We start from the raw sequence: 16416 nt of genomic DNA, 5'->3' as shown, positions 1-16416 counted from the left end.
AATATGACTTCCTAGAAACAAATGGTTCAACACATGGTGTGCATTTTCTATCCCCTAGGCGATCCCTGTAGTCCCTACAGTTCTTCTATTTATAAGGTTTCTCGTTTAGACAAGCCACGTTCTAAGATTTTTTGGCTTCTAAGATACTCTGAATTTTCTGTACTTTCAGAAAAAGACAACTCTGTTTCGATCTCCTCTGACTCAATACAAATGAGTTCTTTGCCATACCATTGTGCTTTATACAACAGTTTAGCTAAAAATAAAGACCAAGCCAATTCCGAACGATCATGTTTTGGCGGCCGCTCATTACTGTGATGGGCTTTTTCAATACAAATAACATCGTAACTTGAAACCAATTCCGTTGTAATTTTGTTTAAAATATCCGTTCGTTGGTTGGCTATTTTTTCGCGAATTTTTGCGACTTTTATTTTTTGTTTTTGATAATTTTTTGCTTGCGAAAGATCGACACCTTTTTCTAAAGCAATCATTTTACGCTTGTTTAATTTTCGTTCTTCTTGACGTAGTTTTTGCTTTAAATGCTTTGAACAATAGCTTTTTTCGAAGCTTTCACCATTCGAAAGCAGCGCAAATTTTTCCCTACTGCTACAAATTCCCACCATTTTTTGTTGCTTTGTTTTCGTTTCAACCGGCGCTTCACACAAAATGGAAACATAATAATTGTGACTCGCACTCATAGAAATAGTTACAGATTTTATCTCCCCCAGTGGTTGGCGGTGTACCTTCATTTTAATTAAAGATTTCAATTTAGGTACTTTCAAATAACGATTATCCAAAATTTTGACCGTGCCATGTTGATTATTCGTAGTGTAGGAATGCACCGTTTCTTTCTTTTTCTTTTTTGGAAAGCCCATCCCTTTTTCCCGATAAAAATTTTTAAAGGCTCGATCCAAATAAACTTGTGCATTTGCCAAGGCTAAACTATCAACTTCTCTGAGGACAGGGTATTGTTTCTTATATTTAGCTGGCGTTGGCATTTTAAACGTTTGTTGAGGATTTTTTCGCATCTCTTTGTAGATATCAATCCGGTCTTGTAACATTAAATTATACACCAAGCGAACACAAGAAAATGTTTTTTGAATAAACTCTTCTTGTTTTGAGGTTGGATAAAGTCTGTATTTATAAGCTTTCAGAGCCTTCATCTCATAACCACCCTACCAAGATAGTTAGAAAAGAAGCTGGTTATAAACCAGCTTTTCTTTTCTTCTCTTCAATTTTTTCACGGTACATTGCAACTTCGTCTTCAGCACAATAAACATAGTGTCCATTGAGAATTTCACGGAGCTCACGATCTTTCCCATCTGCCGCTGCAGGCTGGTAAACGATCCGTTTACGTGTGCGTTCATAGTCTGGATCTGGTAATGGAATCGCAGAAAGTAAACTTTCTGTATAAGGATGAACGCCGAAATTATAGACATCATCACTTGTGCCCATTTCCAATAATTTCCCACTGTGCATTACGCCAATTCGGTCACTGATATGTTTTACCATCGATAAGTCATGTGCGATAAACAAGTAAGTTAAGCCTTGTTCTTTTTGTAAATCTTGTAATAAGTTTACTACTTGGGCTTGAATCGACACATCCAAAGCCGAAATTGGCTCATCACAGATAATGAAACGTGGATTAACCGCTAAAGCACGGGCAATCCCGATCCGTTGACGTTGCCCACCAGAAAACTCATGAGGATAACGCGTACTGTGACTTGGATTTAAGCCCACCGTTTTTAAAAGTTCATTGACTTTTTCTTCCCGCTCTTTTGGTGTTTTAGCTAATCCATTGACATCGATTCCTTCAGCAATAATATCATTGACTTTCATTCTTGGATTCAATGAAGCATATGGATCTTGGAAGATCATTTGAACATCGCGGCGGAATGCTTGCATGTCCGCTTTTGATTTAATTTTGCTAATGTCTTTTCCATCGAAAAGAATTTCACCAGCAGTTGGATCATATAAACGAATGACACTGCGACCAGTTGTTGATTTTCCACTTCCTGATTCGCCAACTAATCCAAAGGTTTCGCCTTCATAAATATGAAAACTAATGTCATCAATGGCTTTTACTTCGTCTTTACGACCAACATTGAAATACTGTTTCAAACCAGTGACTTCTAATAGGACTTTTTTCTCTTCTGCCATTAATTACTACCTCCTGGATTTTTTTGACGCTCTGCATAAATTGCCCAACGACGAACAATCTCTGCTGGAGGCGTAACTTTTGGTGCTTGTGGTGCTAATAACCACGTTGCTGCTTTGTGTGTCGGTGATACTTCAAAATAAGGTGGTTCTTTTTCTGTATCAATTTTTAAAGCAAACTCATTCCGTGGATAGAAAGCATCTCCAGTTGGTGGATCTAATAAATCTGGAGGTGAACCTGGAATCGCATAAAGTTTGTCTTCTGTTCCTTCCATCGTTGGCATTGACCCTAAAAGTCCCCAAGTATATGGATGTTGTGGATTATAGAAAATTTCTTCTGCTGTTCCCACTTCAACCAGACGTCCACCGTACATGACAGCGACACGATCAGCCACGTTTGCTACTACCCCTAAATCATGGGTAATGAAAATAATCGAAGTGCTAATTTTTTCTTGTAAGTCTTTTAATAACTCTAAAATTTGTGCTTGGATGGTTACATCCAACGCTGTAGTTGGTTCATCTGCAATTAGAACTTCTGGATAACAAATTAAAGCAATTGCAATGACAATCCGTTGACGTTGCCCACCAGAAAATTGGTGCGGATAGTTTTTCAAACGTTTTTCAGCATTAGGAATGCCGACTAATTTTAGTAATTCTAATGCTTGCGCTAAGCCTTCTTTTTTTGAGACTTTATTATGTTTGATTAATGATTCCGCCACTTGTTTGCCAATTGGCATCGTTGGGTCTAATGAAGTCATCGGATCTTGGAAAATCATTGCGATTTCTTTACCACGAATGGCTTGCATTTGTTTTTCTGTTTTATGAACAATATCTTGCCCTTTAAACAAAATTTCCCCGTTATCAATATTGGCATTACTGCTCAACAAACGCATAATACTGCGAGTTGTAACAGATTTACCACTCCCTGATTCACCTACGATGGCTAACGTTTCACCTTTATAAAGATCAAAACTCACACCACGAATGGCGTTGACTTTACCTGCAAATGTATCAAAGGAGATTCTTAAGTCTTTAACTTCTAATACTTTTTCCATAGTCATTCACCACTCTTACTCTTTCATCTTAGGATCAAATGCGTCACGTAAACCATCAGCTAACAAGTTGAAACAAATCATGATAACTGAAAGTGTTGCCGCTGGAATCCACATTAAATATGGAAGGAAACGGAAAGTTTTGTATCCTTCGTTTAACAAGGTTCCTAAAGATGCGGTTGGTGGACGTAAGCCTAACCCAATAAAACTTAGGAACGCTTCAAAGAAAATTGCCGATGGGATACTGAACATCATTTGGACAATAATGACACTTGAGATATTCGGTAAAATATGTTTAATAGCAATTTTCCAACGAGATTCGCCCAATGTTTCTGCTGCCATGACAAACTCTTGGTCTTTTAGTTTCATGGTCTGGGCTCGCACAATCCTGGCCATTGATATCCAGTTTGTAATAACCATGGCTAAAACAATCGAAACAATCCCTGGATCAAAGACTGTTAGCATCAAGATCATAACAACTAAGTTAGGAATACCAGAAAGAACTTCCAAAATACGTTGCATTACTGTATCGACACGACCGCCGACTAACCCGGAAATCAGTCCATACGTTACCCCAATCGTAATATCTAGAATTGCCGCGATAAACGCAATTAATAAGGAAATACGTGTTCCCATAAATAAACGACTTAGGACATCACGACCTAAACCATCTGTTCCTAGATAAAAGTTTACGTTATCTGGAACGTTTGCTTGTGCATATTTATCAACTAATTGACCAGCAACTGTTGTTTTACCATTTAAACCATTCACGCTTTCCAAGCCAGGAATTCGTGGTGGTAAGTTAATGTAAGAAACATTTTGTTTCGTTGGGTTATGTGGTGAAACCCAAATGGTAATAATAGAGATAAAGATAATAACTGCTAAGAAACTCATTGAGATAACTGCAGCTTTATTCTTTTTCAAACGACGCCATGAGTCTTGTAAGAAACTTAAAGACGGTGTGGCAATACGCTCTCTTTCTTTTAGAGTTGAAGTGTTTAGAGGCTGAAACTCATCTGCCGGAATATCTTTAATCGCTTGTGGTAGATTATTTTTATTGACTGTTTCCATTAGCCTTTTGCACCTCCTGATACGCGAATTCTTGGATCAATTAAACCATAAAGTAAGTCAACAATCAGAATTACAACAACTAACATTGTTGAATACAAAATAGTTACTGCCATAATTGTTGGATAGTCGTTTGTCATAATTGATTTTACAAACTGTTCCCCAATTCCAGGGATGGCAAAAATATTTTCTACTACTAAAGAACCTGTCATTAAACCAACGGCTAAAGGTCCTAATAAGGTAATCAATGGAATTAAACTGTTTCTTAACCCGTGGCGGAATGCAACTTGCCAGCGACTCAAGCCTTTTGCTTTGGCTAATTCGACATAATCACTATGCAAGACCTCTACCATCTCGGTTCGAATAAACCTAGCCGAATCGGCCATTGGACTCATTGCCAAGGCAATAGTTGGTAAAATTGTGTAGGCAAAACCATTCCACATAGCAATTGGTAAGATTCTTAATTTCATTGCAAAAATGTATTGTAATAATACCGCGAAAACAAAGTTTGGAATAGAACGACCTAAAATGGCTAACAATGTTGCCAACGTATCTACCCAAGTATTTTGACGCATCGCTGCGATAATCCCCAATAAAATACCGACTAACGTACCAAAGATAATCGCTTGTCCTCCCAGTTGAAGGGATGGCCCAATTCGACCAGCTAATAACTTAGCAACAGGTTGGTTTTTAAATTGGAATGAAATACCAAAGTCTCCCGTTACCAGGTTCTTTAAGTAAATTCCGTATTGAACAATCACTGGTTTATCTAAGCCAGATTGTTTATTCAACATAGCGATTGTTTCTGGACTAAGTTTTTCTTGGTTGGTATAAGGCGTACCTGGTAATAATTGCATTAAGAAAAACGTAATCGTTGCGATTAACCACAAAGTGATAATCATGAAAAAGATCCGTTTAAGAAAATATTTTCCAAAACTATTCAATAATGACACCTCCGAGATTTTTTTGACTTCCTCAGTTATTTTCGTTAAAGTAATGACTAGATAGACCACAATAATAGATAGGGTGAACACATGAAAACTTTTAAATGGCCAATTATTACAGCCGTTATTTCCAGTATCGGCATTTTTCTTTACTTATTAATAAGTAAAGAACCTATCACTACCTCCTCATTATCAGATACCTTCTTTATCGTTTCGCTTTTCTTTTTAATTATCGGCATTGCTTTATGGATTATGTCCTCTGGCTTTTTCGATAACTTTCAGCGCTCAATGAAAAACGCGTTTCGTTTTAAAAAGAAAAATGAACCGAAAGAGTTTATCCCGCTTTCAGTCATTGGCGATGCACATCGCTCTTTCTGGCTAAAAACTGGGGGCATCTTACTGATTCTGTCTTTAGGCTTTCTACTATTTTACTTGGTCTAAGACAAGATAGCAAGAGGACCGTTGCCTTTTATTCCATGGCAAAGGTCCTTTTTTGTTTGCTATCGATCTTTTGTCAGGTTATTCTGAAATGTATGCCCATTTGTAGTCATACGTTGCGCCAGCAGGATGAACTGCGACATCTTTGACTTTTTCAGCACGTAAATGCGCTTCTGATTTTTGGAATAATGGTACCACACCCATGTCTCCCATAATCGTTTTCTCTGCATTTAACATATCATCCCAACGTTTTTCAGGATCTGTCGCATCTGCACTACTTGCAGCTTTCACGAACTTGTCAAACTCTGGATTGTTATAACGTCCACGGTTATATGAGTTATCTGAAGCAAATAAGTCTAAGAAACTACTTGGATCAGCATAGTCAGCACTCCAACCACCGATTACTGCATCAAAGTCGCCTTTGTTTGAACGATCTAAACGAACAGAGAATGGAACCGGACTAACCGTTACCTTCACACCATCTAAAGCATCTTGAATTGACCCTTGAACAAATTCAACTGTTTTCTTAGAAGAATCTGCATCTGAAGAAAGAATATCCATTGTTAAGGTTGAAATCCCCAATTCTTTTTTCGCTTTTTCCCAGTATTCTTTAGCTTTTTTCGTATCATATTCAATTTGACTACCTGCTTCTTTAGCAAAGTCTTTGCCGCCACTTGGGTCTTTTGCCATATCTGCTGGTACTAAACCGTTTGGCTCGATAGAACCATCCCCTAAGATTGATTCAACTAACGCTTTACGGTCGATTGAGTAAGAAATGGCTTTACGTAAGTTCGCATTTCTAAATGGTGATTTTTCATCACGTTGATTTAGTTCCATATATTGTGTTGATGCTTCTTTTTGACTAACAAAAGCTGGGTCATTGGCCATTTGTTGGGCTAATTCACCAGAAAGAACGACATCGTCTGTTTGTCCATCTTGGAACAAGTTCAACGCGGTTGGTGATTCTTTCACGACATTCACATCTACTGAGTCCAGTTTCACTGTGTCTTTATCCCAATATTGATCGTTTTTCTTGAATGACCATTTTGTATCTGTACCAGGACCATCAAAGCCGTCTAAGACGAATGGACCATTGTAGACAGCACTTTCGCTGTTTGATGCATAATTTTTACCATATTTTTCCACAATATCTTGACGTTGTGGGAAGAACGATGGAAAAGCTAATAAGTAATCAAAGTATGGTGTTGCTTTTTCTAAAGTGATTTCTAATTCTGTATCACTGACTGCTTTAATTCCTAATTCTGATTTATCTTTTTCCCCTTTAGCAATGGCATCGCCATTTTTTACAGAGGCATACAGATAAGCATATTCAGAAGCTGTCGCTGGATCAACTGTTCGTTGCCATCCATAAACATAGTCATTCGCAGTCACTGGTTTACCGTCTGACCATTTTGCATCTTTATTTAATTTAATTTTGTATGTTAGTCCATCTTCAGAAACTTCTGCTTTTTCCGCTGCACCTGCAGGTTGGACTTTGTTATCTTTGTCTAAACGATAAATTCCTTCATATACATTATTTAATGCAATAAAACTAATTCTGTCTGTTGCTAGTGATAAATCAGCTGTTGGCATTTCTTGTTGTTCTGTGACACGTAAAACTTGTTCGCCACTTGCCTTACCGCCACCAGACGCACTTGAGCTATCTGACGTTCCGCCGCCTCCACAAGCCGCTAAAGTTGTTACGCTAAATAATGTAATCACACCGAATGTTAATGACTTTTTCAATTTCATAGTGTTGCCTCCTAAAATAATACAATCTGTATTTTCTGAAAAATCAGAATTTAATAATTATTTATTGCTATGGAATATATCTTACATTTTTCATATTAAAATTGCAAGTCAAAATGTTAACTTTTTTTAATTTTTCTTCTCTTCCTATCAGAAACCACTCTTTTTCTTCCTGTCTTTTATTGCAATTCTTTTGTCAGTTTTCTAAACATTATGGTAAATTAGGAAGTAAAGGAGTGACAAAATATGAAAAATTCTACGTTTTTAAAGGATTTGTTTGCTATTGATAAAGCAAATGACGAATTATTTCGGTTAGTTGGTGTCGCAATTTGTATGGCAATTCCATTATTAATTGGTTATTTTTCCAATAATTTACTCATTGGGACCTTTGGCTCGATGGGCATTTATACGTTTATTTATTATCAGCCGCTTCCTTTGCCTCAATTATTGCGCAGACTGAATATTGTTGGCTTTTTTATTGTTCTGGGCAACAGCTTAGGAATGCTAAGTCACCATGTACCTTGGTTGATTCCTATTACAATTGCCATCGTCGCTTTTTTTGCACGCTTACTTTTTAGATTGTATGGCATTGAGAAGCCTGGTGCTTTGTTAGTTATCATGTCAACCGCAATGGGAACAAGCAACAATTTTCCTTTACATAAGATTCCCATCATGGCCAGTTTTGTTCTTTTAGGAGTAGTGACCGGCATTATCATGGGCATTGTGCTTCATTTCATCGACAAGCGCCCCTACGTTTTTCAAAAACGGATGTCTCTTCAAGAACGACTTTATATTGATCCCGCTTCTTTATTAGATGCTTTGCATTATGCGGCCATTTTATTTTTAGCGGCTTATTTAAGTCAATCGCTTCATTTAGTCAACGCTTATTGGATGACGTTTACTTGCGCAGCCATTTTACAAGGGGAAAATTTACATTCTGTGATGCAGCGAAATGTTCAACGGATTCTAGGTACGAGTCTTGGTTTGTTGCTTTCTGCAATTTTATTAATGATTCCCTTTACAAACAATCGGTATCATTAGTATTCTATATGCAGCTTTTGAAGGATTCATTAACAGAAACTATGCGATTGCCAGCTTTTTTATTACCCCGATGTCCTTATTATTATCAAATCTTGCACGACAGCAAGTCATTAGTAATCTTTTAAACTATCGATTAGTCGGGATTGTGTTAGGTAGTTTACTTGGTTTTGCCGGCGCTTATGTTTTCACAACTGCGCTACGTTTCTATAATCGGGCCTACTCAATTGATGAAACCTTTGAAAATCAACAAGAAGAAAGAGGCGTTTTATGAAAATAACTTATCCCTTGCCACCAAATCTACCAGAACAACTTCCTCTATTAACGAACTGTCAATTAGAAGATGAGGCAATCTTAGAAAGTCATTTGTATCAGCAGATTGATTTACCGAATCAAGAAGTTCGTAACTTAGTCTTTCGGGATGCTGTTTTCGATCATCTTTCATTAGCAAATGGCCAGTTTGCTTCTTTTGATTGTAGTAATGTTCGTTTTGAAGCTTGCGATTTTTCTAACGTCGAATGGCTGTCTGGCAGTTTTCATCGAGTGACTTTCCTTCGTTGCAATTTGACAGGAACGAATTTTGCAGATAGCTATTTAAAAGATTGTCTGTTTGAGGATTGCAAAGCCGATTATGCTTCTTTTCGTTTTGCAAATTTTAATCTTGTTCACTTTAATCAGACTCGTTTAGTCGAAAGTGAATTTTTCGAGGTCACCTGGAAGAAACTCCTTCTAGAAGCTTGCGATTTAACCGAAAGTAATTGGCTAAATACTTCTTTAAAAGGATTGGATTTTTCCCAAAACACCTTTGAACGCTTGACTTTCTCGCCAAACTATTTATCAGGTCTTAAAGTCACCCCTGAACAAGCCATTTATTTAGCAAGTGCCCTTGGTTTGGTGATTACCTAAGAAAATTTTAAAAAAATAGCCGAATAACTGGTTCTGTCGGTTCTTTCTTATTAAATTGTTATTAATTTTTTGGAAAAACCAACGGAACCATTTTACTTGTGCCTTATTTTTAGGTAAACTATCTTAGGTTAAGCAATCTCTTTTTTTGGAACAAGAGAAACTTTTGGAATCATTTCCTATAAATCATGAAGAGATTATGACAAACGTTCTTCTAATCCAAGAACGTCTTTTGTCCTATACTCGATTCTACTCAAAAGGAATGTCAGTGAATGAATATAAAAAAACAAGGCCTCGGTCAAGCGACGGGAAAAATCATTTTAATGGGAGAACACGCCGTTGTTTACGGCGAACCAGCAATCGCCTTTCCTTTTCAAGCGACAGAAATCACAGCCGTCTTTACCCCGGCAAAAACTATGCAGATTGATTGTGCATATTTTACAGGATTGCTTGAAGACGTGCCCCAAGAGCTAGCAAATATCAAGGAAGTTGTTCAGCAAACCTTACATTTTTTAAAGGAAGATACAGTTAAAGGCACTTTGACCTTAACAAGTACGATTCCCGCTGAACGAGGAATGGGTTCAAGCGCAGCAACCGCTGTGGCCATCGTTCGAAGCCTTTTTGATTATTTTGATTACGCTTATACATATCAAGAATTGTTTGAGCTTGTTTCTTTAAGTGAGAAAATTGCTCATGGCAATCCTAGTGGTATCGATGCCGCAGCAACAAGCGGCGCTGATCCATTATTTTTTACTAGAGGATTTCCGCCCACACATTTCTCGATGAATTTATCTAATGCCTACTTAGTAGTAGCTGATACGGGAATTAAAGGTCAAACACGTGAAGCCGTGAAAGACATTGCGCAGCTAGCTCAAAATAATCCCACCGCAATCGCTGAAACAATGAAACAATTAGGTTCTTTTACTAAAGAAGCAAAGCAAGCGATTTTACAAGATGATAAACAAAAATTAGGTCAGCTAATGACGTTAGCGCAAGAGCAACTCCAGCAATTATCCGTCAGCAACGATATGCTGGATCGACTAGTGGCTCTCTCTTTAGAACATGGCGCTCTAGGAGCAAAATTAACCGGCGGCGGTCGCGGTGGCTGTATGATTGCCTTAACAGATAATAAAAAGACCGCACAAACCATTGCACAGACTTTAGAAGAAAATGGAGCTGTTGCTACATGGATTCAATCATTAGAGGTGAAAAAGTAATGCTTTCAGGAAAAGCACGAGCGCATACAAATATTGCTCTGATTAAATATTGGGGAAAAGCCAATGAAGAATACATTTTACCAATGAATAGTAGTTTATCATTAACATTAGATGCCTTTTACACAGAAACAACTGTGACATTTGATGCCCATTATTCAGAAGATGTATTTATTTTAGATGGTATCTTGCAAAACGAAAAACAAACAAAAAAAGTCAAAGAATTTTTGAACCTTGTTCGTCAACAAGCCGATTGTACTTGGTTTGCAAAAGTAGAAAGTCAAAATTTTGTGCCTACTGCAGCTGGTTTGGCTTCTTCAGCGAGTGGTCTAGCTGCTTTAGCAGGGGCCTGTAACGTAGCCTTAGGATTAAATCTTTCAGCAAAAGACTTATCACGTTTAGCGCGACGTGGTTCAGGTTCTGCTTGTCGCAGCATTTTTGGTGGTTTTGCTCAATGGAACAAAGGCCACTCTGATGAAACTTCGTTTGCTGAAAATATTCCAGCCAATAATTGGGAAAACGAATTGGCCATGCTCTTTATCTTAATTAACGATGGCGAAAAAGATGTTTCCAGCCGTGATGGAATGAAACGAACAGTAGAAACTTCTAGCTTTTATCAAGGTTGGTTGGACAATGTGGAAAAAGATTTATCCCAAGTTCATGAAGCAATTAAAACAAAAGACTTCCCTCGTTTAGGAGAAATCATTGAAGCCAATGGGTTAAGGATGCATGGAACAACCTTAGGCGCTGTCCCGCCATTTACTTACTGGTCCCCAGGCAGCTTACAAGCGATGGCTTTAGTTCGCCAAGCACGGGCCAAAGGAATTCCTTGCTACTTTACAATGGATGCAGGTCCGAATGTCAAGGTCTTAGTCGAAAAGAAAAACTTAGAAGCATTAAAAACATTTTTAAGTGAACATTTTTCAAAAGAGCAGTTAGTCCCAGCTTTTGCTGGTCCCGGAATTGAATTGTTTGAAACGAAAGGAATGGATAAATAAGCATGATTGAAGTTACTACGCCAGGAAAGTTATTTATTGCAGGAGAATATGCCGTTGTTGAACCTGGCCACCCTGCCATTATCGTTGCTGTGGATCAATTCGTAACTGTAACTGTCGAAGAAACAACAGATGAAGGCAGTATTCAATCTGCACAATACAGCTCGTTACCTATTCGTTGGACACGCCGAAATGGTGAGCTTGTATTAGATATTCGCGAAAATCCTTTTCATTATGTTTTAGCGGCGATTCATCTAACTGAAAAATATGCGCAAGAGCAAAACAAAGAATTGTCATTTTATCATTTAAAAGTGACGAGTGAATTAGATAGTTCAAATGGACGAAAATATGGTCTTGGTTCAAGCGGTGCGGTAACCGTTGGAACTGTCAAAGCCTTGAATATTTTTTATGATTTAGGTTTGGAAAATGAGGAAATTTTCAAATTATCAGCATTAGCTCACTTAGCCGTTCAAGGAAATGGTTCCTGTGGAGATATCGCTGCCAGCTGTTACGGGGGCTGGATTGCCTTTTCAACCTTCGATCATGATTGGGTCAACCAAAAAGTAGCCACTGAAACATTAACTGATTTGTTAGCAATGGACTGGCCTGAATTAATGATTTTTCCGTTAAAAGTACCGAAACAACTACGTTTACTAATTGGTTGGACAGGTAGCCCTGCGTCCACTTCTGACTTAGTTGATCGAGTCCATCAATCAAAAGAAGAAAAACAAGCGGCTTATGAGCAGTTCTTAATGAAAAGTCGGCTTTGTGTCGAAACAATGATTAATGGCTTTAACACAGGAAAAATTTCTGTTATTCAAAAACAAATTACTAAAAATCGCCAATTGCTCGCCGAATTATCTTCACTAACTGGTGTGGTAATCGAAACAGAAGCCTTGAAAAATCTTTGTGATTTGGCTGAATCTTATACAGGAGCTGCGAAATCTTCTGGCGCTGGCGGGGGCGATTGTGGGATTGTAATTTTCCGCCAAAAATCTGGGATTTTACCATTAATGACTGCTTGGGAAAAAGACGGAATTACCCCACTGCCACTTCACGTCTATACCTATGGTCAAAAGGAGTGTAAGGAGAAGCATGAATCGAAAAGATGAACATCTATCATTAGCTAAAGCGTTCCACAAAGAAAAAAGTAATGACTTTGATCGTGTGCGTTTTGTTCACCAATCGTTTGCTGAATCCGCTGTTAACGAAGTGGATATTTCCACTTCGTTTCTTTCTTTTCAGCTTCCCCAACCTTTTTATGTCAATGCAATGACAGGTGGTAGTCAGCGTGCAAAAGAAATTAATCAGCAATTAGGCATTATTGCCAAAGAAACTGGCCTTTTAGTTGCGACAGGATCTGTCTCGGCAGCGTTAAAAGATGCTAGTTTAGCGGATACGTATCAAATTATGCGAAAAGAAAACCCAGATGGACTCATTTTTGCCAATATTGGTGCAGGTTTGGGTGTGGAAGAAGCAAAGCGAGCGCTTGATTTATTTCAAGCGAATGCCTTACAAATCCATGTAAATGTGCCCCAAGAATTGGTCATGCCTGAAGGAGATCGTGATTTCACTAATTGGCTAACCAAGATTGAAGCTATCGTACAGGCCGTTGAAGTGCCTGTCATTGTCAAAGAGGTTGGCTTTGGCATGAGCCAAGAAACCTTAGAAAAACTCACCTCTATCGGCGTTCAAGCAGCGGATGTGAGCGGCCAAGGCGGAACGAGTTTTACACAAATTGAAAATGCCCGGCGGAAAAAACGCGAACTTTCTTTCTTAGATGATTGGGGGCAATCAACGGTTATCTCTCTTCTGGAATCACAAAATTGGCAAAAGAAACTAACTATTCTCGGCTCTGGCGGTGTGCGTAACTCTCTTGATATTGTCAAAGGACTCGCTTTAGGTGCCAAAAGCATGGGAGTTGCTGGGACTATCTTAGCTTCCCTTATGAGTAAAAATGGTTTAGAAAATACCTTAGCCCTTGTACAGCAATGGCAAGAAGAAGTGAAAATGCTTTATACTCTTTTAGGAAAAAAGACGACAGAAGAATTGACGAGTACCGCACTTATCCTCGATCCAGTTTTAGTTAATTGGTGTCATAACCGTGGTATCGACAGCACTGTTTTCGCAAAACGTTAAAGAGACCAGAACATTAATGTTCTGGTCTCTTTATTTGAGTTCTTTTATCCTACATAAGCATCTAAGATAATTTGTTTTAGTTCACTAATTAATGGTTCTTTCGGATTTGCAGTTGTACATTGGTCTTCATATGCAAGTTCTGCCATACGATCAACCGTTGTGTCTAATGTTTCTTGTGAGACACCTTGGGCTTTCAAGTTCATGTCAATTCCGACTGATTTACCTAAGTCTGCTACTGCTGTTGCTAAAGCTTCTACTAATTCTGCGGTAGTATTTCCTTTTAAGCCTAAGAATTTTGCAATGTCTGCATAATCAGTATCGGCGCGGAAGTAATCATATTTAGGGAACATTGCGTGTTTTGATGGATCTTTCGCATTGTAACGAATAATATGTGGTAATAAAATCGCATTTGTACGACCATGTGGAATGCCATATTCCCCACCAATTTTATGAGCAATAGAGTGACAAATACCTAAGAATGCATTGGCAAATGCCATCCCTGCCATGGTTGATGCATTATGCATTTTTTCGCGAGATTCCATATCTGGACGTTTCACTGAATTTTCTAAATGATCGAAAACTAACTTGATTGCTTGTAAACTTAAACCACGTGTGTAATCTGAAGCCATCACGGAAACATAAGATTCAATAGCATGTGTTAAAACATCCATACCTGTATCTGCAGTGACTGAAGCTGGCACAGACATTACGAACTGTGGATCAACAATCGCTACATCTGGTGTTAACGCATAGTCTGCTAACGGATATTTCACGTGTGTTTCACTATCAGTAATAACGGCAAATGGTGTAACTTCTGAACCAGTTCCTGAAGTAGTTGGGATACAAACAAATTGTGTTTTTTCTGGTTTGGCAATTTTATATGTCCGTTTGCGGATATCTAAGAATTTTTGTTTTGCACCAAAGAACTCTGTATCTGGGTGTTCATAGAACATCCACATGCCTTTCGCCGCATCCATTGCAGAACCGCCACCCAAGGCAATCACTGTATCTGGTTGGAAATCAACCATCATTTTGGTACCTGCATAAACAGTATTTGTTGATGGGTTTGGTTCAACATCAGAAAATACTTCGATTTTCACATCATTTTTACGTTTTTGTAGCTCTTTACGTACGATATCTGCATAGCCAAATTGAACCATACCTGGGTCACAAACTAACATGACACGTTCAACATTTTCCATTTTTTGTAGATATTGTAAAGAATTTTTTTCAAAGAAAATTTTTGGAGGTAATTTAAACCATTGCATATTATTTCTCCGTTTCGCTACCGTTTTAATATTAATTAAGTTAATGGCTGATACGTTTTTAGAAACAGAGTTTTTCCCGTATGAACCACAACCAAGTGTTAAGGATGGAATCATTTCGTTATAAATGTTACCGATACCGCCTTCTGCTGATGGAGTATTCACTAAAATACGACAAGCTTTCATACGTAAACCAAAAGCAACTTGTAACTCTTCATCTTCTGTATGAATTACTGCTGTATGTCCTAAACCACCTAAGTTTAACATCGCTTCACATAGTTCAAAAGCATGCTCTGCATTGTTTGATTTCATCATTGCTAAAACTGGCGATAATTTTTCTCTTGATAATGGATATTCTGGACCTGCACCTTCTAATTCAGCGACTAAAATTTTTGTGCCTTTTGGTACGCTAATTCCTGCTAATTCAGCAATTTTTTCTGCAGAGTTACCGACAATCGCTGGATTTACTGCGTATTTGCCTTCATTCATCACTGCATCTTCTAGTTTTTGTAATTCATTCGGTTTCACGAAGTAAACATTGTGTGCTTCAAACTCAGCTTTGACAGAAGCATAAATTTCTTTATCCACAATGACCGCTTGCTCAGAAGCACAAATCATTCCATTATCAAATGATTTTGAAACAATTAAATCATTAACAGCACGTTTTACTTTAGCCGTTTTTTCAATATAAGCTGGTACGTTCCCAGGACCAACGCCTAGTGCTGGTTTACCTGTTGAGTATGCAGATTTTACCATACCTGCGCCACCAGTTGCTAAAACAATGGCAATCCCTGGATGATTCATCAAAGCAGATGTTGCATCAATCGATGGTTGTTCAATCCATTGAATACAATTTTCTGGTGCACCTGCTGCAATCGCCGCATCCCGTACAATACGTGCCGCTTCTGCCGAACATTTTTGTGCGCTAGGATGGAAAGCAAAAACAATTGGATTTCTTGTTTTTAAGGCAATTAGTGATTTAAAAATAGTTGTTGACGTTGGGTTTGTTGTTGGTGTGACCCCACATACCACGCCAACTGGCTCAGCAATTTCCATTAAACCGGTTTGTTCGTCTTTGTTAATTACACCCACTGTTTTATCATGTTTAATATTATTCCAAATGTATTCAGATGCATACATATTTTTGATTGCTTTATCTTCATAGATTCCACGGCCAGTTTCTTCGACAGCCATTTTTGCTAAAGGCATATGTTGGTCTAACGCCGCCATTGCCATTTGATGGACAATGTGATCTACTTGTTCTTGTGTAAAATCTTCCATTGCTTTTAAAGCGACATTCGCTTTTGTTGCTAATTCATCAATCATTGATGAAACATCAACTGTTTCTGTCTTTTCTTTTTTTACTGTTTTAACCATGTTCATCCTCCTAAGAGTTTCATTTTAAAAAAACTTTGTTAACTATTTCACATTCACATCATACAACATAAAATGAATCT

At 38.0% G+C, this 16416-nt stretch carries 13 protein-coding genes and 1 pseudogene; 7 read left to right on the top strand and 7 right to left on the bottom strand.

Annotated features, from left to right (window positions below; translation table 11 throughout):
• Positions 1-89: 89 nt before the first annotated feature.
• From MKZ30_RS03135 to opp1B, 5 genes are read right to left on the bottom strand one after another with little or no spacing between them, the layout of a single operon-like run.
• A complete protein-coding gene (locus MKZ30_RS03135) occupies positions 90-1160 on the bottom strand; it encodes an RNA-guided endonuclease TnpB family protein (RefSeq protein WP_002413564.1) in 1071 nt (356 codons plus the stop codon).
• A gap of 40 nt (positions 1161-1200) precedes the next feature.
• Entirely contained in the window at positions 1201-2157 is a 957-nt protein-coding gene (opp1F, locus tag MKZ30_RS03130) for an oligopeptide ABC transporter ATP-binding protein Opp1F (protein ID WP_002355795.1), read from the bottom strand.
• Positions 2157-3215 carry an oligopeptide ABC transporter ATP-binding protein Opp1D gene (gene opp1D, locus MKZ30_RS03125; RefSeq protein WP_002355794.1) on the bottom strand — a complete coding sequence of 353 codons (1059 nt, stop codon included), beginning with the start codon at positions 3213-3215 and terminating at the stop codon, positions 2157-2159. The genes opp1F and opp1D overlap by 1 nt, the downstream gene beginning before the upstream one ends.
• Positions 3216-3224: 9 nt before the next feature.
• Positions 3225-4277, bottom strand: coding sequence for an oligopeptide ABC transporter permease Opp1C (gene opp1C / locus MKZ30_RS03120; protein WP_002355787.1), 1053 nt, complete (start codon positions 4275-4277; stop codon positions 3225-3227).
• Entirely contained in the window at positions 4277-5218 is a 942-nt protein-coding gene (gene opp1B, locus MKZ30_RS03115) for an oligopeptide ABC transporter permease Opp1B (RefSeq protein ID WP_002381304.1), read from the bottom strand. Before opp1B ends, opp1C begins: the two co-directional genes overlap by 1 nt.
• Positions 5219-5308: 90 nt before the next feature.
• Here opp1B and MKZ30_RS03110 point away from each other — a divergent pair, with 90 nt between their 5' ends.
• The gene (locus MKZ30_RS03110) at positions 5309-5659 is read left to right on the top strand and encodes a DUF3899 domain-containing protein (RefSeq protein WP_002355784.1); all 351 of its coding nucleotides are present in this window, start codon (positions 5309-5311) and stop codon (positions 5657-5659) included.
• A 78-nt stretch (positions 5660-5737) separates the two neighbouring features.
• Here MKZ30_RS03110 and opp1A read toward each other — a convergent pair whose 3' ends face one another.
• A complete protein-coding gene (gene opp1A / locus MKZ30_RS03105; RefSeq protein ID WP_002381303.1) occupies positions 5738-7408 on the bottom strand; it encodes an oligopeptide ABC transporter substrate-binding protein Opp1A in 1671 nt (556 codons plus the stop codon).
• A gap of 243 nt (positions 7409-7651) precedes the next feature.
• Here opp1A and MKZ30_RS13310 point away from each other — a divergent pair.
• The 6 genes and pseudogenes from MKZ30_RS13310 to fni all read left to right on the top strand — a co-directional run bounded on the left by MKZ30_RS13310 (position 7652) and on the right by fni (position 13694).
• Positions 7652-8717 (top strand): annotated as a pseudogene (locus MKZ30_RS13310) (FUSC family protein).
• Positions 8714-9349: a pentapeptide repeat-containing protein gene (locus MKZ30_RS03095; RefSeq protein ID WP_002383343.1), complete on the top strand. Its 636-nt coding sequence runs from the start codon at positions 8714-8716 to the stop codon at positions 9347-9349. Before MKZ30_RS13310 ends, MKZ30_RS03095 begins: the two are co-directional and overlap by 4 nt.
• A gap of 269 nt (positions 9350-9618) precedes the next feature.
• A complete protein-coding gene (mvk, locus tag MKZ30_RS03090) occupies positions 9619-10563 on the top strand; it encodes a mevalonate kinase (RefSeq protein ID WP_002383342.1) in 945 nt (314 codons plus the stop codon).
• Complete coding sequence (gene mvaD, locus MKZ30_RS03085) at positions 10563-11558, top strand: diphosphomevalonate decarboxylase (RefSeq protein WP_002355778.1); 996 nt, start codon at positions 10563-10565, stop codon at positions 11556-11558. The genes mvk and mvaD overlap by 1 nt, the downstream gene beginning before the upstream one ends.
• A gap of 2 nt (positions 11559-11560) precedes the next feature.
• Positions 11561-12667, top strand: a complete 1107-nt coding sequence (locus tag MKZ30_RS03080) for a phosphomevalonate kinase (RefSeq protein WP_002355777.1) — start codon at positions 11561-11563, stop codon at positions 12665-12667.
• On the top strand, positions 12651-13694 hold the full coding sequence (gene fni / locus MKZ30_RS03075) for a type 2 isopentenyl-diphosphate Delta-isomerase (RefSeq protein WP_002381302.1): 1044 nt from the start codon (positions 12651-12653) through the stop codon (positions 13692-13694). The genes MKZ30_RS03080 and fni overlap by 17 nt, the downstream gene beginning before the upstream one ends.
• Positions 13695-13738: 44 nt before the next feature.
• Here fni and adhE read toward each other — a convergent pair whose 3' ends face one another.
• The gene (gene adhE / locus MKZ30_RS03070; protein WP_002388933.1) at positions 13739-16336 is read right to left on the bottom strand and encodes a bifunctional acetaldehyde-CoA/alcohol dehydrogenase; all 2598 of its coding nucleotides are present in this window, start codon (positions 16334-16336) and stop codon (positions 13739-13741) included.
• Positions 16337-16416: the final 80 nt, after the last annotated feature.

This window comes from Enterococcus sp. LX10 (assembly GCF_023539285.1).
Taxonomy (GTDB): domain Bacteria; phylum Bacillota; class Bacilli; order Lactobacillales; family Enterococcaceae; genus Enterococcus; species Enterococcus faecalis.
The sequence above is the reverse complement of the archived record's forward strand: the minus strand, read 5'-3'. Positions and strand labels throughout refer to the sequence as shown.

Coding starts and splice junctions, on each gene's coding strand:
- MKZ30_RS03135 (WP_002413564.1), bottom strand. CDS start 1,160: ATGAAGGCTCTGAAAGCTTATAAATACAGACTTTATCCAACCTCAAAA.
- opp1F (WP_002355795.1), bottom strand. CDS start 2,157: ATGGCAGAAGAGAAAAAAGTCCTATTAGAAGTCACTGGTTTGAAACAG.
- opp1D (WP_002355794.1), bottom strand. CDS start 3,215: ATGACTATGGAAAAAGTATTAGAAGTTAAAGACTTAAGAATCTCCTTT.
- opp1C (WP_002355787.1), bottom strand. CDS start 4,277: ATGGAAACAGTCAATAAAAATAATCTACCACAAGCGATTAAAGATATT.
- MKZ30_RS03110 (WP_002355784.1), top strand. CDS start 5,309: ATGAAAACTTTTAAATGGCCAATTATTACAGCCGTTATTTCCAGTATC.
- opp1A (WP_002381303.1), bottom strand. CDS start 7,408: ATGAAATTGAAAAAGTCATTAACATTCGGTGTGATTACATTATTTAGC.
- MKZ30_RS03095 (WP_002383343.1), top strand. CDS start 8,714: ATGAAAATAACTTATCCCTTGCCACCAAATCTACCAGAACAACTTCCT.
- mvk (WP_002383342.1), top strand. CDS start 9,619: ATGAATATAAAAAAACAAGGCCTCGGTCAAGCGACGGGAAAAATCATT.
- mvaD (WP_002355778.1), top strand. CDS start 10,563: ATGCTTTCAGGAAAAGCACGAGCGCATACAAATATTGCTCTGATTAAA.
- MKZ30_RS03080 (WP_002355777.1), top strand. CDS start 11,561: ATGATTGAAGTTACTACGCCAGGAAAGTTATTTATTGCAGGAGAATAT.
- fni (WP_002381302.1), top strand. CDS start 12,651: ATGAATCGAAAAGATGAACATCTATCATTAGCTAAAGCGTTCCACAAA.
- adhE (WP_002388933.1), bottom strand. CDS start 16,336: ATGGTTAAAACAGTAAAAAAAGAAAAGACAGAAACAGTTGATGTTTCA.